Source organism: Gramella sp. MT6, assembly GCF_019357415.1.
GTDB lineage: Bacteria > Bacteroidota > Bacteroidia > Flavobacteriales > Flavobacteriaceae > Christiangramia.
The window spans coordinates 1063498-1083461 of record NZ_CP048410.1 but is presented as its reverse complement, the minus strand read 5'-3'; the positions used below and the strand labels follow the sequence as shown (position 1 = coordinate 1083461).

The following is a 19964-nucleotide window of genomic DNA, read 5'->3' as shown; positions in this document are numbered from 1 at the left end:
TATTCTCTCAAAGGTAACAGTTGCATATGCCATAGGTTGTTAACAACCGGTTAATATGTTAAAAATTCTGTGCTAAATTATTCTTAAAATACAAATAATCTGGCTAATTCTTGATCTTGGCCCAGGAATCACGCAGGCTAACGGTTCTATTAAAAACAGGCTTTGCTGCAGTTGAATCTTTGTCTACACAGAAATAACCAATCCTTTGAAACTGTACTTTGTCCTGTATTTTAGCATCTTTAAGGCTTGGTTCCAGATAACCGGTAACAACTTTCAACGATTCTGGATTCACAAAATCTAGATAATCCTTATCCTTTACTCCATCTGGTGTCTCTTCAGTAAACAACCTGTCATAAAGCCTAACTTCAGCCTCGATCGCGTGTTTTACAGATACCCAGTGCAAAGTACCCTTTACCTTCCTTAAAGATTCTTCAGTACCACTTCCACTTTTACTTTTAGGATCGTAGGTACAATGGATCTCTGTAATATTTCCTTCGGAATCCTTTTCTACATCTTCTCCTTTGATGATATAGGCATTTTTCAACCTTACTTCTTTTCCTAAGGTTAATCTGAAGAATTTTCTATTGGCACTTTCCTTAAAATCTTCCTGCTCTATATACAATTCACGCGAAAAAGGAACTTCTCTGCTTCCTGCAGATTCGTCTTCAGGATTATTTTCAGCCTCAAGCCACTCTTCTTCTCCCTCAGGATAATTAGTGATGACCAGTTTTACAGGATCCAGAACACCCATTACACGGGGAGCAACCTTATTAAGATCTTCCCTGGCACAAAATTCCAGGTGAGAAACATCGATTAAATTCTCTCTTTTTCCGACTCCAATTGAATCGGCGAATTTTCTAATAGAATCTGGTGTATAACCTCTTCTTCTTAAACCAGATATTGTTGGCATTCTTGGATCATCCCAGGAATCCACGATCCCCTTCTCTACCAGTTGCAGAAGTTTTCTCTTACTAACGACAGTGTGGCTAAGATTTCTCCTGGCGAACTCACGTTGTTTAGGTTCAAAATCTCCCGGTTTACTTACTTTCTTGATAAACCAGTTATATAATTCACGGTGCGGAAGGAATTCAAGGGTACAGAAAGAATGTGAAACCTGCTCGATAAAATCACTTTCACCATGCGCCCAGTCATACATTGGATATATCTTCCAGTCTGTCCCGGTACGGTGATGGCTTTTATGCAAACATCTGTACATTACAGGGTCCCTCATCAACATATTTGAAGCTCCCATGCTAATTTTAGCCCTTAAAACATCACCTTTTTCTGGTGTGTCGCCATTCTTCATTTTTTCGAAAAGCTCAAGATTTTCTTCAACTGAACGATTTCTATAAGGACTATCGGTTCCAGGCTGAGTTGGAGTTCCTTTTTGTTCAGCGATCTCTTCAGAAGTCTGGCTGTCTACATAAGCATCACCATTTTGGATCATTTCTACCGCCCAGTCGTATAACTGCTGAAAATAATCTGAAGCGTAGCATTCTTCTGCCCATTTATAACCAAGCCATTCGATATCGGCTTTTATAGCATCTACATATTCCTGCTCTTCTTTGGCCGGATTTGTATCATCAAAACGAAGATTTACCGGGGCATCATACTTTTCTCCAAGTCCAAAATTAAGACAGATTGAAGATGCGTGTCCAATATGTAAATAACCGTTTGGTTCTGGCGGGAACCTGAATTTCAGGTCCTCTTTTTTATAATTATTACTAAGATCCTCTTCTATGATTTGCTCAATGAAATTAAGCGACTTTTTTCCTTCGGCCATAACTGATTTAAAATAAAAGGCAAATTTATCAAAATTTAAGTCGATACCGTCAGGTTAAGCCTATTAGTATCAGTAAAATTCAATAACTTGAAAATATTAACCACTTCCAGGCATGAAGTATATCTTCAAAATCATTTTATTCTCAGCATATTCAGGGTTTACTGTATTCCTTAGAGTGTTTTTTTCAAAATATTTCAGAAGTGAAATCAGAAAAATTAATTCAATAATTGAAAACAACCTCAGAGCCTTTATCTTTGTAAAAAAATAAGTGTGGGAGTAATAAAATTGAACAATATCAAGGTTTTCTCATATCATGGATGTCTTGATGAAGAAAGCAAAATAGGAAGTGATTACCGGGTAGACCTAAAAGTACATGGAGATCTTTCGCATTCTGCAAAAACAGATAAACTTAGTGATACTATAGACTATGTGCATCTAAATAAAATAGTGAAGGAAGAAATGGCGATTCGTTCCAAATTGCTTGAAACAGTTGCCGAAAGGATCCTGAAACGTATTATGGATGAACTCATTATGGTACAAAAGGCTAAAGTAGATGTTTCTAAGATCAACCCCCCTATTGGCGGTAATGTGGCTATGGTTACGGTTAGTAGAACCAAATCCCGGTAGATTTTAGTTTTGAAACTTAAAATTTTTATTACATTTGCCAACCCAATATAGGGCATCGTGGCCGAGTGGCTAGGCAGAGGTCTGCAAAACCTTGTACAGCGGTTCGAATCCGCTCGATGCCTCAAAAAGCTTCCTGTAAACCAGGGAGCTTTTTTTATTTGTGAAGATTTATTGTTCTAAACCTATATTTATCTCCTGTCTTCCGGCTCTACGAAATGCTCCAGTTTACCAATTAGAGAATCATTAGGCGTAATTTCTTCTATCTGATCCTTGATCTCATCTACCTGATTTGGAAATAAACCCTGAAATATAAGTACTCCCCCAAATACTATAAGCAAAACACTTATAGCCTTCTTCATCACATAAATACGATTTGGAGTTAGCTTTCTATTGAGTTTTTTAGCGAGAAGAATTTTTGCGACATCCACTACCAGGTAAGTAATTAATACACTCCCAAGGAAAACAGAGATCCTTTCAGGCTCCATATCCAATTTAGGGCCAAATACGATGATTACTCCCAACCAGAAGCCCAGAACACCAATATTGATAAAATTGAGCAGAAAACCCTTCGCACACAAGTTAAAATAGGCACTTTTACCTAGTTTTCTAATTTCAGGAGTTTCTTCGTCTGTATGAAGTACTTTTTTGGTTTGTATAAAACTCATCAAACCGTAGGTAGCAAGGATCATCCCTCCAAAAATAAACAAGGCGGGATCATCCTTTAATCTTTCCAATAATTTTGTAGTACTAAAATAGGCGATGGTAATAAAGACCAGATCTGCCAGGATAACTCCAATATCTAAAGAGAAAGCAGCCCTAAACCCTTTAATGGCGGCAGTTTCGAGTAATACGAAAAATACCGGCCCAAATAAAAAAGCCAGAAAAATTCCTAGTGGTAGGGCAGCTAAAACGTCCTGTAGCATACAGTAGAGTTGTTATGCAAATGTAAACTTTTTGTTCTTTTAGAAGAACCGAGACCTGTTAAAGCCTAATTTAAAGTAGTTTACCCTCGGTTTGATATCAATTAGCTTCTACTTCCTGTCGGTTGCCCAAAAGGGTGAAATCAAGATGTCGTCTAACTAGATCAGCATTTTTAACCTTTACATATACTTCGTCCCCTAAGGTGTAGGTTTGTCCAGTTCTTTTGCCTGTTACCGCAAATTCATCAGGATTATATTCATAATGATCATCGTTCATATCTCTTAAACGGATCATCCCTTCACATTTGTTCTCAACGATCTCTACAAAGATTCCCCATTCGGTTACACCAGAAATTACTCCAAGGAATTCCTCATTTTCATGATCCTGCATAAATTTCACCTGCATGTATTTGATAGAATCCCTTTCGGCATTGGTAGCCAGGTTTTCCATTTCACTACTATGGTGACATTTAGATTCATATTCTTCCTCGCTGGCAGATTTTGCTCCGTCAAGATAATGCTGAAGCAACCTGTGAACCATTACATCGGGATATCTACGAATTGGTGAGGTAAAATGTGTGTAATAATCGAAGGCTAGACCATAATGCCCAATATTTTCAGTCCCGTAATAGGCCTTACTCATGGTTCTAATAGCTAAAGTATCCACCATGTTCTGCTCTTTCCTGCCTTGAACATCCTCCAATAATTTATTTAAAGAAGAAGTGGTAGTACTACGATCTTTAAGGTTCAGTTTATGTCCAAACCTGCCTACGATAGTTTGTAAAGCAGCTAATTTTTGATCATCAGGTTCATCATGACATCTGTAAACAAAAGTCTTTTTTGGGCTTTGTTTCCCGATGAATTCAGCAACTCTCCTATTGGCCAATAACATGAATTCTTCAATAAGTTTGTTGGCATCTTTGGCGGTTTTAAAGAAAACTCCAACAGGTTCATTTTCTTCATTCAAATTGAACTTGACCTCCACTTTATCAAAAGAAATTGCACCATCGCGCATTCTTCTTGATCGCATTTTTTTGGCCAGCCTGTTTAGAGTTACTACGGCCTCTACCAGGGCGCCACGAACACTGTAGGCATGTTTTCTAATAGAAACATCGTCTGGAATTGTTCCAGTTCCGGTTTCGATAATATGCTGAGCTTCCTCATAAGCAAAACGCTCATCAGAATATGTCACTGTCCTTCCAAACCACTGGTTCTTCACCTGAGCGTTATCATCAATTTCGAAAATTGCAGAAAATGTAAATTTTTCTTCTTTTGGCCTTAATGAACAGGCGTTATTCGATAATATTTCAGGCAACATAGGTACAACCCTATCTACCAGGTATACAGAAGTTGCACGTTCATAAGCTTCTTCATCCAGGATTGTACCCGGTTGAAGGTAATGTGAAACATCTGCTATGTGGATTCCTATCTCGTAATTCCCATTTTCAAGTCTCTGAAAACTTAAGGCATCATCAAAATCTTTTGCATCTTTTGGATCTATGGTAAAGGTCAATACGTCACGCATGTCCCTTCGTTTATTGATCTCTTCCTCGTTTATCGAAGTATCTATCTGATTGGCAAATTCTTCAACTTCTTCAGGAAAATCATGTGGCAAACCATATTGGGCAAGAATTGAGTGAATTTCGGTATGATGTTCTCCAGGAGTTCCAAGAACCCTGGTGATCTTTCCGAATGGAGAATCGGCCTTATCTGGCCATTCTTCAAATTCCACTACCACTTTGTCTCCATTTTGAGCACCATTCAGTTTATTTCCAGATACAAAGAAATCGGTATACATGGATTTGTCATCAATCACTACAAAACCGAAATCTTTTTTCTGTTGAAGAGTGCCAACAAATTCAGTTCTTTTTCTTTTTAAAATCTTGGTAATTTCTCCTTCAGACCTTTTTCTTCTCCTGCGGTTATAAACATAGATCTCTACGGTATCACCATCAAAAGCTGCATTAAGGTCCTTTTGCGCAATAAAAATATCATCGGCAAACTCCTCCACCATTACATAACCATATCCTTTGGTTGTAAGATCAAGTACGCCTGTGTAATAATTCTTATTTCCTTCGATCATGAATTTTCCACGATCTACTTCCTGAATTTCCTTTTTTGCTGCCAATTGTGCCAGTTTTTTAATTATTTGATTTCTGCTACTGGCATCATTTACTCCCAGAATGGAAGCAATTTGTTTGTAGTTATATGTTTTTCCGGAATTGTTTCGAAGTATATCGATGATACTTCTGGAAAGATTGCCCTGTATTTTTGGTTTATTCTTTTTCTGTTTCTTCATTATCAACTAGTATACGATAAAATTACGCCATTATAATCACTCACACAGGATTTCAGTTTAAAGTTTTGTTAACTCACTAGGCTCTAAGATGATAGTTATTAGGGCTAAGATCAATTTTTAGATTTTTTTTAGAATAATTTTGTAATCATTCTTAATTTTTTCTTAATTTTACTTTAACATTCCCCCCGACTACTTGACCCTATATTTGTTTTAATATTATGAAAGTCAGCAAGTCAGCCAAATTCTCAGTTTTATTTTTTCTGATATTTATTTTCGGAATAATCTTCGTTGTGACTTCCATCAACAGATCATTAGACAAGAAAACTGAATTCTTCCAGGATGATAAGCCGGCTACCTCTCCCATTGCATCTACTTATCAGGAATAAAACCTATCTTTAGTTAGGTTAATCCTTTACATATGAAAGATTATATATGCCTGGCTACTTTTACCTATCCATACGAATATTTTGTTCTTAAACTTAAATTCGAAGATGCCGGCCTGCGTTATTATTTCCAGAATGAAACCTTAATTGGTCTTTTACCTCTATCCTCTGTCGCTTTCGGCGGAATAAGACTTATGGTCCACCCGGCAGATAGTTCTAAAGCAAAACAAATAATAGATTCTTTAAATGACAAATCTTCCCATCTAAGGATCGTTTAGTTATAAACATTATATATCATATTTATCTTTTCTTCTTTTTTAAAAAATTAAAATGATGTTATATGATGGCGTGTTAATTTGTAGAACAATTAAAATGAAGTTTGTTTGGTATTTCACTTGTAAGCATTAGCTAACAGTTTATCAACATAGCTGTTAATTCTTAAGTGATTGATATTCTTAGTGTTTTAAGATTTACTTAACAAAAGTTCATAAAATTGATTTAATATTATTTCTTGAAAAGTTAGAAGTTAACAATTGTGAATAACGTGTTTTTAAGTGCTCATAAGTATCTAAAAAATTCCAGAGTTATAATTTGATTTATCCAGTTTAAAGTTGCTATTGTTAAAATTATCTTATAAAACAAATTTCTTTTTCACTAAATCATCATATGTTTTGAACAATTATGTGTCAATATTAAAGCCTTGAAATCTAAGCTATTCGATAAAGTAATTAACAATCAAAAATAGGCTAGTTAACAGCCTCTTTTTTTAACTTTGCCGCAAACAATACAACTATGAAAATATCTATTGGAAACGACCACGCCGGTACCGGTTATAAAGAAATGATCAAGGAAAAACTTGAATCCATGGGTCATACAGTAACTAATTATGGAACAAACTCTGAGGAGAGTGTAGATTACCCAGATTTTGTTCATCCGGTGGCAGAAGATGTAGAAAATAAAAAGGCCGATCTTGGTATCATTATATGTGGTAGTGGTAACGGTGCAAACATGACTGCTAATAAACATCAGGGAGTGCGATCTGCTCTTTGCTGGAATGATGAGATAGCTAAGCTTGCCAGAGAGCATAATGATGCCAATGTATTAAGTATACCAGCAAGATTTGTTTCTGAAGAACTAGCGACAAAGATCACGGAAACTTTTGTAAATACTGAATTTGAAGGAGGTCGCCATCAAAGAAGGGTTGATAAGATCCCTGCAAAAAAATACTGCTCATAATTTATGGCTTTGAACATAGAAGTAAAAAAGTTCAGTGAGTTAAAGCTCACTGAACTTTATGATATTTTACAATTAAGATCTGAGGTTTTTGTAGTTGAACAGGATTGTGTTTACCAGGATATCGATGGAAAGGATTCTGAAGCGCTACATATCATTGGTTTCAAAAAAGGTAAAATTGTGGCCTATACCCGTTGTTTTAAACCTGGATATTATTTTGAAGAAGCAGCTATTGGCCGGGTGGTGGTCAAAGATTCAGAAAGAAAATATGGTTATGGTCATGAGATCATGAAAGCTTCAGATAAAGCCATCAAAGAGCATTACAATACTTCTATGATAAAACTTTCTGCACAGCAATACCTTATCAAATTTTATGAATCTCATGGTTATCAAACAACCGGGGATGGATACCTGGAAGATGGGATTCCTCATATTGCCATGGTTAAAAATTAATTCTTTGTCTTAATAGATTTATTGAAAGGGATCCCTAGCTGATAACCAATTTTATCTGAAGTATTATCTTCTACGATATCGATCCCATACCTGATCCTTGAGGTATCATCATAGATAAAAGTACCGAAGATCCTATCCCAGATACTTAGCATATTCCCATAATTACTATCGGTCCAGGGCAATTGAAAATGGTGATGGAATTTATGCATATTAGGCGTTACTATTATATAGCTTAAAACCTGATCAATTCCTTTTGGTAAGCTAATGTTAGCATGGGTAAAATAGGTGAAGAAAATACTTAAAATGCGATAAAACAGATAATAAGCCACTGGCATACCCATGATAACCACCGCTATTAAGGCAAAAGACTCCCTGATGATAAAATCAAAAGGATGATGCCTGGTACCGGTAGTAGCATCTACGTGGGTATCTGTGTGGTGAATCAAGTGAAGTCTCCACATCCATCTTACTTTATGTAGCAAATAATGCACAAAATATTGTGCTATTAGATCCAGCACCATAATTGCCAGGATGAGTTCTGCCCAAACTGGAAGATTAAATAACTGTAATAATCCAAATTGTGAATTATTCAACCAAAGGAAGATGCCACCGGTTATAATTCCAAAAATAAGATTGATCAGCATTACAAATCCCAACAGAATGAAATTTGTCCTGGCATGTTTCCATTTATTATATCTGAATTTTACCAGGGCGTAATAGCCTTCCAGCAACCAGAAAATTCCAAGAACCAACGCGACCCAAAGCAACTTTTGCCAGGTAGGCATATTTTCAAAAAATAACAGAAAATTTTCCAATTCTCAGGTATTACTTCAGGATCTTAGAATATTCTTCAGGGCTTTTTAAAATGAATTGCGCTTTGGCAATTTCAGGATTATTTTCTGTGTAATATTCATAAAGACCTTCTTTGTAGAAATATCTTTTTATGATCTCATCTGTCAACAGACTAACGATCTCAGGCTTTTTATCATCCAATTCCTGCTGTTTAAAAGAACTGATCTGGGATCGAATCTTTTCTACTTCAGGAGCGATCTTAGATTTTAATTCTTCATCTTCAGCCTTATCCATCATTTCGATCAGTTCTCTTTCTGTAGCAGTTTGATATTCAAAATTAGAAGATTTCAGAAAGTCTTTGAAATCCTTAAAATCTTCGTCGGTAAAACTGAAATTATCAGGTTTTTTGAGGTCATGAGAATAGTAATAATCTGTCGCATAATTAAAGATGGCATCCTGGAATAATAATGACTGGGTGATATCACTAAATTGTGAGGATTCCATTTTTATATCAGGAAGTATGCCTCCACCATCATAAACCTTCCGGCCATTTTTGGTTTTGAACTCATTATAATCTTCAACTTTTGTTCTTATCGCTTTACCATCATCAGTCCTTCTTCGGTAATCCAGTGCCTGTATACACCTGCCGCTTGGTGTGTAATACCTGGAAATGGTAATTTTTAACTGTGTGCCATAAGCAAGTTCCCGAGGTCTTTGCACCAGTCCTTTTCCAAAACTTCTGGCTCCTACGATCACTCCCCTGTCCAGATCCTGCATGGCCCCGGCAACGATCTCACTGGCAGATGCACTTCTACCGTCTACGAGTACCACTAGAGGAATTTTAGTATCTATAGGCTCTTTTTTGGTGAAGTATTCCCGGTTATATTTTTCTATTACAGATTTTGTTGTAACAATAAGTTCGCCTTCCGGAATAAAAATATTGCTCACATTTATAGCTTCGTTCAATAAACCACCTGGATTCCCTCTTAGGTCTAAAATGATCTTATCTGCACCTTGATTTTTTAAATCTTTCAAAGCACGACCAACTTCGGTAGATGCTTTTGCATTGAATCTGGATAGAACAATATATCCCGATTTGTCTTGCAGCAATTTATAGAACGGCACAGCATTCATCTCTACAGAACTTCTTTTAAGCGAGGTTGTTTTGATCTCTCCCTGGCGGCGATAAGTTATTTCAATATTACTATCTGGAGCTCCATTAAGCAGTTCTCCCGCATCTTCTTTGAAATCTACTACATTGATATTCCCGATCTTAATTATCTCATCTCCGGCTTTTAATCCGGCTTTATCGGCAGGATAATCCTTGTAAGCTTCTACTACGGTTATCGCTTCGGGCCCAGTTTTCACCAATGCTCCAATACCGGTATATTCCCCGGCGCTATTGATCCTGGCTGCTTCCACATCCTGTTCGTTCCAGTAATTGGTATAGGGATCAAGATCTGTTAGCATGGATTTTATAGCAGTATCCATCAATGCTGCCGGATTGGTTTCATCTACGTAGTTCATATTGATCTCTTTGAAAAGCGTAGTGAAGATCTCTATCTGCTTGGCGATCTCAAAAAAGTCTGATTTAAAACTTACGGTTCCTATGAAAATTCCGATCAAAACTACCGGAAAGATGATGATTTTGATGATGCGTTTTTTCATCTGTAAAAATTTTTATTATCAATCTGTCAGATGCAATGCGCTAATAATCTCTGCTATAGAAATCGAATGATAGCTCATTACAATATTCAATTATCACTGAATTTCTTCAGAATATTTATCATGCTCTTTTCAAGTTTCTCGTAGGTTATTTCATCTCTGGAAATATAAATGAACATGAAGGCATGGGAAGTAGATAAATCACTCGTAACAAGATACTTATTTTTTCTGAAAACTTCCCTCATCAATCTTTTAATTCTATTTCTTTTTACCGCGGTCTTCACCAGTTTCTTCGGAACAGAAACTCCGGTCTTAAGTTCAGGTGAATCTGAATCTTCTATAGTGGTATATACAAGCTTTAGCGGATAGGATTTTAAACTTTTTCCTTCTACAAATAACTTGTCTATAAGCTTTTTACTCTTTAAACGGTCTTGCTTTCCAAATCGTTGGTCCATCTTGCTGAATATGCGGTAAAAGTAGCAATTCCACAATTAAATAAAATAAATAGAAATTATGCTGTTAAGCAGTTGATAGTAGAGTATAATTATAATCTGCTCTTACCGCAATTAAAAAGCCCTTTCCGCGAAGAAAGGGCTATTAATCAATAAATATTTATTGATATTAGTTGCTGGAATCTGAAGAATTTTCAGATCCATTCCATTTATTGTTAGAACGATCTATATCTGCCATCATCTGTGATTCATCAATTTCGATTACAGAGATTTTATCCTTAGCTACAGGAATTTCTAATTGGTAACCAGGAAATGCCCAGGCCCAGTCTTTTTCTACATTTCTATTTTGACCTTCTACAGCAGGTTTTTCCCAACGCATCATTTGCAACGGGATATAGAATGTTTCTTTGGAACCATCGGTATAGGTAACATTAACATCTACAGGCATTGGCATAAGCCCCTTTCTCTGTAGCACCACGTTGGTGTTTTCTCCTTCTCCTTCTACAGAATTTATAGCATAATCTATAGTATTCGTAGTTTGGGTCCAGTCAGTTAAATACCAGTCTAACTCAGCTCCTGAAACTTTTTCGGCAATTCTTATAAAATCGTTTGGAGTTGGATGTTTAAATTTCCATTCATCATAATATCGATTAAGGGTTTTCGCCAGGTTTTCTTCCCCAATAATGTAGCCTAACTGCGCAAGGAATACAGCACCTTTAGAGTAAGCAGCAGCACCATAAAGTGCATTCATGGCATAACGGTCTGCATGGGTAGTTTGTGGTTGCTCTTTCCCAGAACTGGCAAGATATCCATAGCCTCTGTATGATCCTGTATGCGGATTTTCGGCATTTTTATCAAGAACTATATTTTCAGCTTCAGAGGAAATATAAGAAGTGAAACCTTCATCCATCCATTCATGCTTACTTTCATTGGTAGCAAGCAGATGCTGGAACCAGGCGTGAGCCATTTCATGAGCGGTTACTCCAACAAGACTTTCAAAAGAACGTTCCCCGGTGATAAGAGTTAACATTGCATACTCCATTCCACCATCTCCACCCTGTACCACAGAATATTGATCCCATGGGTAAGGTCCTATATGTTCGTTAAAGAAATAAAGTAATTCAGCAGTTTTTGGCTGAAGATTTTTCCAGTTTTCTTTGATCTCGTCATTGTCCTTGTAAAGGAAATGAAGTACGGTACCGTCTTCGGCTACCAGCTTATCATGAATATAGTCTGGATCTGCAGCCCAGGTAAAATCATGCACTTTAGGAGCTACGAAATGCCAGGTATGTGTATCTCCTTTCGATTTTACTTTTGTACCCTCTTTTTCATAGCCATGACCTATTTCCTGTGGATTCTGGAGATACCCGGTGCTACCAATAGTGTATTCATCGTCAATGGTGATCTTTACATCAAAATCTCCCCAAACTCCATGAAATTCACGGGCTATATAAGGATCTGCATGCCATCCCTGGAAATCATATTCAGCTAATTTAGGGTACCACTGGCTCATTGAAAGAGCTACACCTTCAGAACTATTTCTACCAGATCTTCTGATCTGTTCCGGCACCTGGCCTTCAAAATTCATATTAAAAGTGGTCTTTTCTCCAGGTAAAATAGGCTTGGCCAGCTCAACCTCGAGTACGGTTCCCACTTCTTCATACTGAAGTTCTTTCCCATCCTGGGTAAGTGAATTCACCTTTAGGTATCCTTGTTGTTCAGCAGAAAGGCCGGTAATCCTGCTTACTATCTCAGGATTTTCTTCGGTTCCCTTATTCATGGTCATTCTACTGTCTGGATCTGGAACACTTTCCAGACGTGCATTCATTTCACTATCTGGCTGGAATGCATTGAAGAACAAGTGATAGAAAACCCTGTTAAGAGTATCTGGTGAATTATTGGTGTAAACCAGCTCCTGAGTACCTGAATATTGGAAATTCTCAACATCCATGTCTATTTCCATGGTGTAGTCTACATGTTGCTGCCAGTAAGAGGTATTATTCTGAGCCTGTAAAAGGCCGGTGGTAATTAATAATAAACTGAAAAATATTTTATTCATTTTTAATTGCTTTTTGAGATTTGGTCGGCTAAAATTAATGCGTTGTACAAGTTGGCCATCTTACCTGAAGTAGATAAGCTCTGGAATTTTTTGGTATTATTTCGGTCACCTCCAACAATTACGGTAGCATTGGTAGTAAGACCGCTATCCATAATTACCTGCTTTACCTGAGAAGCGCTAAGTTGAGGATAATAACCTCTAATGATCGCGGCAATACCTGCTACGGCTGGTGAAGCCATTGAAGTTCCCTGTAGGTATTCGTATTCGTTATTTGGAGTAGTAGACCAGATCTTGGTTCCAGGTGCAAAAACATCCACATTGGATTTTCCGAAGTTTGAAAATTCTGCAACCAGGCCAGAACCATATTCATAATTAAGAGCTCCAACGGTAAGGAAATTATTTGCAAACTCTGTAGTGTTAGTTGGATCCTGATCATTTGGATAAACTCTGTTGGAATCCAGATCTATACCTTCATTCCCTGCTGCATTCACGATTAATACATCATTTTCTGCTGCATATTTTATTGCATCTATCACCCATTCTGGGTTTGTTGAAAAATACTTACCAAAACTGGTGTTGATCACTTTTGCACCATTATCCACGGCATATCTTATTCCCAGAGCGATATCTTTATCATATTCATCTCCATCTGGCACTGCTCTAACCACCATTATCCTGGCGTTGCTGGAAACACCTTTAAGCCCAATATCATTGGAACGATCTGCTGCGATAATTCCGGCAACGTGAGTACCATGTTTTACATGCTCTTTATCTGGCTCTGGCCCTGATACTTCATTGTTCCCATAGTCGGTATCTGTAATATCATAAGGATCATCACCTGTAACTGCACGCCCATCAAGCTCCATGTTGAAATGTGTTGAAAGACGGTCATCGTAGTATTCTATGGCTTCATTCAGTTCTTCCAATGCTTCCGGAATATTCTCGTTCACATTATACTGGATCTGAGTCAGGATCGATTTATACTGACTCATTTGCTGAGTTTGAGGCTTATAATCTGCAAGTTGTTGCTTGGTATAATCCTCTGTTCCTAATTCTGCGGAAACAGCATTATGAGCTGCAGTTAACTGCTCTTCGATCTGAAGGTATTGATCACGGGTTTCTATAGACTCGTTATACTCTTTTTCATATTCGGCCTTGGCGGCTTTATATAGATTATATTCTTCTCGATCTGCAGTGCTTATACTGCTTTCAGATTTTCCTTCATATTTAGGTTTCAGTTTCTTATAAATACGGGTATACTCCATATTTTCAGCTACTGCATCTCCTAAAAAGTTCCAACCATGGATATCATCTATGTAACCGTTGTTATCATCATCTTTTCCGTTTCCAGGAATTTCATCTGTATTGGTCCAGATAACACCTTCAAGGTCTTCATGTTCAATATCTACACCACTATCTATAACTCCAACGATAACCGGTGAAGGGCGGTTCTTTTTAATGATTTCAGCATATGCCCTATCAACACTCATTCCTGGAATTGTGTCTGTCATTAGATCTGCATTGGTCCAGTTTTTAAGCTGGGTTTCGCTAAGATCTCTTACTTTCAAAGGAATAGAATCGATATTCTTAACTGGAGTCGAAACTATTTTCGGTGCGGTACTACTACATCCGGTAATTATACCGGCAGCAAGTAGGGATAGAAATGGTTTAAAAAAGGGTATTTTCATATTTTATTTTAGTTAAAGATTTCGTCGAAAGTGTGAGTCTGATCAAGTCTCACTCCTTTCTCGGTATGTTTCAGGGTTATTATTTCATTATGTGCATCGTGCTCCAAGAACAAATAATAGTTTTCATCTGCGGCGGTTTCCAGAAATTTTTTCTTTTCCGGAAGCGTTAACAAGGGTCTTGTATCAAATCCCATTACATAGGGCAATGGAATATGGCCAGCAGTTGGAAGCAGATCAGCCATAAAAACGAGTTTTTTTCCTTTATAGTCGATATGTGGGATCATTTGTTTATCTGTATGTCCATCTACAAATAATACGCCAAACCCGAGCTCTTTATAGTTAGAAAAGCTTTTATCTTCTTCTCTATCAATAAAATGCAATTTTCCACTTTGTTCCATTGGAATGATATTTTCCTTTAGAAAAGAGGCTTTTTCACGATCATTTGGATTAGTAGCCCATTTCCAGTGGTCTTCATTACTCCAGAAACGCGCATTTTTAAAGGCCGGTTCATAGCCGGTCCTGTCTTTATTCCATTGTATACTTCCTCCACAATGATCAAAATGAAGATGAGTCATGAAGACGTCGGTGATATCATCGCGATGAAAACCGTATTTTTTTAAAGATTTATCGATATTATCATCGCCCCAGAGATAATAATAACTAAAGAATTTTTCACTTTGCTTATCCCCCATTCCGGTATCTATAAGCATTAGGCGGTCACCATCCTCAATCAAGAGACATCTGGCTGCAATATCTATCATGTTGTTAGAATCTGCAGGATTGGTCCTGTTCCAGAGGCTTTTAGGTACCACTCCAAACATTGCTCCCCCGTCCAATTTAAAATTTCCAGCTTCAATGGGATATAGTGTCATGGTCTAGTTTTTTACAAATTCCCCGCAAAATAGAAAAAGTTAAAGCCTTTTCGAATTATTTTCACTTCATTTAACAGGATCGAATAATAGAAAGCCTTTATATAATAAGCTTTGAGAGTTAAACATTTTTAATATTTTTAGCTTTTATAAGTAAACTTAGAACGCATGATAGAATTAGCAGGAATAGTGATTTTGGGTATTATGGCTCAATGGTTGGCGTGGAGATTTAAAATTCCGGCTATTCTGCCCTTAATTCTTGTGGGTCTGGCAGTTGGACCTATCTCTACCTTTTTTACCGTAGACGGTTCAAAATTAATTGAACCAATCTGGAATGGAGAATCTGGACTATTTCCAGGAGACAGTTTATTCTATTTTGTTTCGCTGGCTATCGGAATAATCCTTTTTGAAGGTGGTTTAACCTTACGTAAGGGCGAAATACTGAATGTAGGCCCGGTTATCCTTAAATTGATCACCATCGCGGTGATCGTAACCTTTGTTGGTGCAGGTATCGCTGCCCATTTTATCTTTGATCTTAGCTGGCAGATTAGCTTTTTATTCGCTGCTCTTATAATCGTTACCGGTCCAACGGTAATTACCCCGATCCTTCGAAATATACCCTTGAAGAAGGATATTTCAGCCATTTTAAAGTGGGAAGGAATCCTCATAGATCCAATTGGAGCTCTGGTAGCGGTATTGATGTTTGAATTTATAAGTGCAGGAACAGGAACACAATTTACCGAAACTGCTCTTATGGAATTCGGGAAGATCGTTCTGTTCGGATTTACTTTCGGCTTTACCTTTGCCCATGCCCTGGCTTTTGCCATTAAGAAAAATGTAATTCCGCATTATCTTTTAAACGTGCTTACACTGGCCACCGTTTTAGGAGTTTTTGTGTTGGCTGACCTTTTTGCACATGAAAGCGGACTTTTAGCCGTGGTAGTTATGGGAATGGTAATGGGGAATATTAACCTTCCTAATCTTAAGGAACTGCTTTATTTTAAAGAATCACTCAGTGTTTTACTGATCTCTATACTATTCATTTTACTCGCGGCAAATATTAATGTTCAAGACCTGTTACTGGTATATGATATTAAAGCATTGATCCTTTTTGGAGCTGTTGTTTTAGTAATAAGGCCATTGGGAGTATTTGTAAGCAGTATTGGTTCTTCGCTTAAGGTGAATGAAAAATTATTTATTAGCTGGGTTGGACCACGAGGTATAGTTGCCGCTGGTATCGCTTCACTTTTTGGCCTGGAATTAGCAAATCAGGGTGTTGATGGAGCAGAATATATTACTCCACTGGTATTTATGATCGTACTGGGAACCGTATTACTTAATGCCACTACGGCCAGGTTATTCGCTCAATTGGTAGGAGTGTTTTTAAAGAATTCACAAGGAATACTAATCATTGGAGCATCAACGATATCCAGGTTGATAGGTTCTTACCTTAAGAAAAATAAAAGGCACGTGGTTTTGGTAGACAGTAACGGTGCGAATATTAGAAAAGCCCGTGAACTGGGATTAGATGCGATCCAGGAAAATGTCTATTCAGATGACCTTATCAATAATATCGAATTAAGTGATGTAGGCTACTTGATGGCTATGACCGGAAATACAGAGGTTAACCTGAATGCTATTGAAAAGTTCAGAAAGCATTTTGGTGAAAATGGATCTTTTAGAGTGGTTTCTTCAGATGAAATGTATGATCCTGAAAACAATCCTAAGGAAGGTTTATTCTCCCAGACAGATGATTATATAAAACTTACGAATCTTGCCCGTAAATACCCTTCTATTCACGAAATAGACCTTAATTCCAAGGAACATTATGACGGATTGATAGAAATAAGTAAGACAGATCCTGATATCATTCCATTGTTCGTTAAGAACAATGAAGGTGAATTAAGTATAATTCCTTCTAACAGTACCGATGTTGAAATTGAAGAAGGATATATGATGGTCTATCTTGGTAAGCAAATTGAACCGGGTGACAGTGAAGAAAAAGAAAATATTGAAGAAAATATAGAGCAGGATTAAGCCTGCTCTTTTTCCATTTCTTCGATAAGTTCATCTGTAATTTCAAGATTGTGATATACGTTTTGCACGTCATCATCATCTTCGAATTTTTCCACCAGATTAAGGATCTTGATGGCATCATCTACCGGTAATTCCAATGTATTTAGGGGTATTCGCTGTACTTCAGAATTCTTTGGTTCTATGTTAAGCTCCTCTAATTTAGAGGATATACTTCCAAAATCGGTGAAATCTGTATAAACAGTAAGATAATCATCTTCTTTCTCAAATTTTGAAGCACCACCTTCAATTAATTCCAGTTCGAATTCCTCAAGGTCCATTTCTATCTTTTCTTTCTCAATAACGAAAACACCTTTTTTATCGAAAAGGAATTCCAGGGAACCATTGGTTCCAAGACTACCTCCGTTCTTGGAAAAAATAGACCTAACCGAAGCCACGGTACGATTGGTATTATCTGTAGTACATTCCACAAAGATCGCTATACCATTTGGACCGTAACCTTCAAAGGTCACCGTTTCATAATTATCTGCATCTGCACCACTGGCCTTTTTTATCGCTCGCTCAATGGTATCTTTTGGCATATTTACACCCTTGGCGTTTTGAATGGCATTTCTAAGACCTGGATTCGCTTCCGGATCTGGCCCACCACCTTCTTTAACCGCAACGGTAATTTCCTTGATAGCTCTGGTAAATTGCTTCGCTCTTTTCTTGTCCTGTGCTCCTTTTCTGTGCTTTATATTCGCCCATTTACTATGTCCGGCCATATTATTTTTCTTAAAAATTATGTGAGAATTACAAAATTAAGAATTTGATGAACAAAAGAAAACCTCCCTGAATTTGACTTCAGAGAGGTTTGTTTTATAATGGATTCAGATGTTAATCGTTCAGTTTCAGAACTGCCATGAATGCTTCCTGTGGGATCTCTACATTCCCCACCTGGCGCATACGTTTTTTACCCTTTTTCTGTTTTTCCAGCAGTTTTCTTTTACGTGAGATATCACCACCATAACATTTCGCGGTAACATCCTTACGAAGTGCTTTTACAGTTTCCCTGGCGATAACTTTCGCTCCAATAGCAGCCTGAATAGGAATATCGAACTGCTGTCTTGGGATCAATTCTTTTAGTTTCTCACACATTCTTTTACCAATATCATAGGCATTATCTACGTGTAGTAATGCTGAAAGAGCATCTACTTTATTGGCGTTAAGGAGCACATCTACCTTTACCAGTTTAGATTCTCTCATTCCTATTGGTGAGTAGTCAAATGAAGCATATCCACGAGATACGGTTTTCAATCTATCATAGAAATCAAATACGATCTCTGCCAATGGCATGTCAAAAGTAAGTTCTACCCTTTCGGTAGTAAGATATGTTTGGTTGGTGATCTCTCCCCTTTTTTCAATACAAAGCGACATTACGTTACCAACATAATCTGATTTTGTAATGATCGTAGCCTTAATAAATGGCTCTTCTACCCTGTTCAAAGTCGAAGGCTCAGGAAGATCTGATGGGTTATTTACAAGAATGATATCATTCGGATTCTTATTGGTGTACGCGTAATAAGAAACGTTAGGAACCGTAGTAATTACGGTCATATCGAACTCACGCTCCAGTCTTTCCTGGATGATCTCCAGGTGCAGCATTCCAAGGAATCCACAACGGAAACCAAAACCTAGAGCAGCAGAACTTTCAGGAGTGAACACCAGTGAAGCATCATTCAACTGAAGTTTTTCCATAGAAGCTCTCAATTCCTCATAATCTTCGGTATCTACCGGGTATATTCCTGCGAAAACCATCGGTTTTACGTCTTCGAAACCTGCAACCGCTTCGGTAGTTGGGTTTACAGCACTGGTAATAGTGTCCCCTACTTTAACTTCGCGGGCATCCTTAATACCGGTGATCAAATAACCAACATCCCCTGTTTTTATCTCTTTACGCGGAAATTGTTTTAAACGAAGTGTTCCTACTTCATCTGCATCATAAGTCTTATCTGTAGCTACGAATTTGATCTTTTCTCCTTTTTTAATAGATCCGTTGATAACCCTGAAATAGGTTTCAACCCCTCTAAAAGGATTATAGACCGAATCAAATATCAATGCTCTTAATGGAGCATCAACTTTCCCGCTTGGTGCAGGAATACGATTGATGATCGCATCAAGAATTTCTTTAATTCCAAGACCTGTCTTAGCACTTGCCGGTATTACTTCAGAAGGATCGCAACCTAATAGATCCACGATATCGTCTGTAACTTCCTCCGGATTCGCACTTGGAAGGTCTACTTTATTTAAAACTGGTATAATTTCAAGGTCATTTTCAAGAGCCAGATACAGGTTAGAAATCGTTTGTGCCTGTATGCTCTGCGCGGCATCTACCACTAATAATGCCCCTTCACAAGCAGCAATAGACCTGGAAACTTCGTATGAAAAGTCAACGTGACCTGGAGTATCAATCAAATTCAGAACATATTCTTCCCCTTCATGAACATAATCCATTTGGATCGCATGACTTTTTATGGTGATACCGCGTTCACGTTCCAGATCCATACTGTCCAGAAGTTGTTCCTGCTTTTCCCTTTCGGTTACAGCACCGGTAAAGTCAAGCAAACGATCTGCCAGCGTACTTTTTCCGTGATCAATATGTGCTATTATGCAAAAGTTCCGAATGTTCTTCATCTCCTAATTTCATAACTATTTAAGTTTGCAAATA

General features: G+C 37.5%; 16 protein-coding genes and 1 tRNA gene. 6 read left to right on the top strand and 11 right to left on the bottom strand.

Annotated features, from left to right (window positions below; genetic code table 11):
* Window positions 1-103 precede the first annotated feature (103 nt).
* Window positions 104-1783, bottom strand: coding sequence for a glutamine--tRNA ligase/YqeY domain fusion protein (locus G3I01_RS04925; protein WP_219551630.1), 1680 nt, complete (start codon window positions 1781-1783; stop codon window positions 104-106).
* Between the two features lie 270 nt (window positions 1784-2053).
* On the opposite strand from G3I01_RS04925, the gene folB reads away from it, so the two are divergent.
* Together folB and G3I01_RS04915 are read left to right on the top strand one after the other, a co-directional pair.
* Window positions 2054-2410, top strand: coding sequence for a dihydroneopterin aldolase (gene folB, locus G3I01_RS04920; RefSeq protein WP_219551628.1), 357 nt, complete (start codon window positions 2054-2056; stop codon window positions 2408-2410).
* 51 nt (window positions 2411-2461) lie between these two features.
* A tRNA-Cys gene (locus tag G3I01_RS04915) sits at window positions 2462-2532 on the top strand.
* 66 nt (window positions 2533-2598) lie between these two features.
* On the opposite strand, the gene G3I01_RS04910 is transcribed toward G3I01_RS04915, so the two are convergent.
* The gene (locus tag G3I01_RS04910; protein WP_219551626.1) at window positions 2599-3333 is read right to left on the bottom strand and encodes a LysE family transporter; all 735 of its coding nucleotides are present in this window, start codon (window positions 3331-3333) and stop codon (window positions 2599-2601) included.
* Window positions 3334-3430: 97 nt separating this feature from the next.
* Window positions 3431-5629 (bottom strand): ribonuclease R, encoded by a 2199-nt coding sequence (gene rnr, locus G3I01_RS04905; RefSeq protein WP_219551624.1) that lies wholly within the window; start codon window positions 5627-5629, stop codon window positions 3431-3433.
* 418 nt (window positions 5630-6047) lie between these two features.
* Between rnr and G3I01_RS04900 the strand changes: the two genes are divergently transcribed.
* From G3I01_RS04900 to G3I01_RS04890, 3 genes are all read left to right on the top strand, one after another.
* Window positions 6048-6290: a DUF2007 domain-containing protein gene (locus G3I01_RS04900; protein WP_219551622.1), complete on the top strand. Its 243-nt coding sequence runs from the start codon at window positions 6048-6050 to the stop codon at window positions 6288-6290.
* Window positions 6291-6804: 514 nt separating this feature from the next.
* Window positions 6805-7248 carry a ribose 5-phosphate isomerase B gene (rpiB, locus tag G3I01_RS04895; RefSeq protein ID WP_219551620.1) on the top strand — a complete coding sequence of 148 codons (444 nt, stop codon included), beginning with the start codon at window positions 6805-6807 and terminating at the stop codon, window positions 7246-7248.
* 3 nt (window positions 7249-7251) lie between these two features.
* On the top strand, window positions 7252-7698 hold the full coding sequence (locus G3I01_RS04890) for a GNAT family N-acetyltransferase (RefSeq protein WP_219551618.1): 447 nt from the start codon (window positions 7252-7254) through the stop codon (window positions 7696-7698).
* On the opposite strand, the gene G3I01_RS04885 is transcribed toward G3I01_RS04890, so the two are convergent.
* The 6 genes from G3I01_RS04885 to G3I01_RS04860 form a co-directional block, all read right to left on the bottom strand.
* Entirely contained in the window at window positions 7695-8513 is an 819-nt protein-coding gene (locus G3I01_RS04885; RefSeq protein WP_219551616.1) for a sterol desaturase family protein, read from the bottom strand. The two genes, G3I01_RS04890 and G3I01_RS04885, sit on opposite strands and share 4 nt — an antisense overlap.
* A 10-nt stretch (window positions 8514-8523) precedes the next feature.
* Window positions 8524-10158, bottom strand: coding sequence for a S41 family peptidase (locus tag G3I01_RS04880; RefSeq protein WP_219551614.1), 1635 nt, complete (start codon window positions 10156-10158; stop codon window positions 8524-8526).
* 86 nt (window positions 10159-10244) lie between these two features.
* Window positions 10245-10610, bottom strand: a complete 366-nt coding sequence (rnpA, locus tag G3I01_RS04875) for a ribonuclease P protein component (RefSeq protein WP_219551612.1) — start codon at window positions 10608-10610, stop codon at window positions 10245-10247.
* Between the two features lie 166 nt (window positions 10611-10776).
* Window positions 10777-12666 (bottom strand): M1 family metallopeptidase, encoded by a 1890-nt coding sequence (locus tag G3I01_RS04870; protein WP_219551610.1) that lies wholly within the window; start codon window positions 12664-12666, stop codon window positions 10777-10779.
* Between the two features lie 2 nt (window positions 12667-12668).
* A complete protein-coding gene (locus G3I01_RS04865; RefSeq protein WP_219551608.1) occupies window positions 12669-14354 on the bottom strand; it encodes a S8 family peptidase in 1686 nt (561 codons plus the stop codon).
* 8 nt (window positions 14355-14362) lie between these two features.
* Window positions 14363-15226, bottom strand: a complete 864-nt coding sequence (locus tag G3I01_RS04860) for an MBL fold metallo-hydrolase (RefSeq protein WP_219551606.1) — start codon at window positions 15224-15226, stop codon at window positions 14363-14365.
* Between the two features lie 165 nt (window positions 15227-15391).
* Between G3I01_RS04860 and G3I01_RS04855 the strand changes: the two genes are divergently transcribed.
* A complete protein-coding gene (locus G3I01_RS04855) occupies window positions 15392-17260 on the top strand; it encodes a sodium:proton antiporter (RefSeq protein WP_219551604.1) in 1869 nt (622 codons plus the stop codon).
* Here the strand turns inward: G3I01_RS04855 and G3I01_RS04850 are convergent.
* Window positions 17257-18021: a YebC/PmpR family DNA-binding transcriptional regulator gene (locus tag G3I01_RS04850; protein ID WP_219551602.1), complete on the bottom strand. Its 765-nt coding sequence runs from the start codon at window positions 18019-18021 to the stop codon at window positions 17257-17259. The two genes, G3I01_RS04855 and G3I01_RS04850, sit on opposite strands and share 4 nt — an antisense overlap.
* A gap of 112 nt (window positions 18022-18133) precedes the next feature.
* Window positions 18134-19930 carry a translation elongation factor 4 gene (gene lepA, locus G3I01_RS04845; RefSeq protein ID WP_219551600.1) on the bottom strand — a complete coding sequence of 599 codons (1797 nt, stop codon included), beginning with the start codon at window positions 19928-19930 and terminating at the stop codon, window positions 18134-18136.
* Between the last annotated feature and the right edge of the window lie 34 nt (window positions 19931-19964).

Bases quoted from the DNA above. Each gene is read 5' to 3' on its own strand.
- G3I01_RS04925 (WP_219551630.1), bottom strand. From the start codon at position 1,783: ATGGCCGAAGGAAAAAAGTCGCTTAATTTCATTGAGCAAATCATAGAA.
- G3I01_RS04910 (WP_219551626.1), bottom strand. From the start codon at position 3,333: ATGCTACAGGACGTTTTAGCTGCCCTACCACTAGGAATTTTTCTGGCT.
- rnr (WP_219551624.1), bottom strand. From the start codon at position 5,629: ATGAAGAAACAGAAAAAGAATAAACCAAAAATACAGGGCAATCTTTCC.
- G3I01_RS04900 (WP_219551622.1), top strand. From the start codon at position 6,048: ATGAAAGATTATATATGCCTGGCTACTTTTACCTATCCATACGAATAT.
- rpiB (WP_219551620.1), top strand. From the start codon at position 6,805: ATGAAAATATCTATTGGAAACGACCACGCCGGTACCGGTTATAAAGAA.
- G3I01_RS04890 (WP_219551618.1), top strand. From the start codon at position 7,252: ATGGCTTTGAACATAGAAGTAAAAAAGTTCAGTGAGTTAAAGCTCACT.
- G3I01_RS04880 (WP_219551614.1), bottom strand. From the start codon at position 10,158: ATGAAAAAACGCATCATCAAAATCATCATCTTTCCGGTAGTTTTGATC.
- rnpA (WP_219551612.1), bottom strand. From the start codon at position 10,610: ATGGACCAACGATTTGGAAAGCAAGACCGTTTAAAGAGTAAAAAGCTT.
- G3I01_RS04870 (WP_219551610.1), bottom strand. From the start codon at position 12,666: ATGAATAAAATATTTTTCAGTTTATTATTAATTACCACCGGCCTTTTA.
- G3I01_RS04865 (WP_219551608.1), bottom strand. From the start codon at position 14,354: ATGAAAATACCCTTTTTTAAACCATTTCTATCCCTACTTGCTGCCGGT.
- G3I01_RS04860 (WP_219551606.1), bottom strand. From the start codon at position 15,226: ATGACACTATATCCCATTGAAGCTGGAAATTTTAAATTGGACGGGGGA.
- G3I01_RS04855 (WP_219551604.1), top strand. From the start codon at position 15,392: ATGATAGAATTAGCAGGAATAGTGATTTTGGGTATTATGGCTCAATGG.
- G3I01_RS04850 (WP_219551602.1), bottom strand. From the start codon at position 18,021: ATGGCCGGACATAGTAAATGGGCGAATATAAAGCACAGAAAAGGAGCA.
- lepA (WP_219551600.1), bottom strand. From the start codon at position 19,930: ATGAAGAACATTCGGAACTTTTGCATAATAGCACATATTGATCACGGA.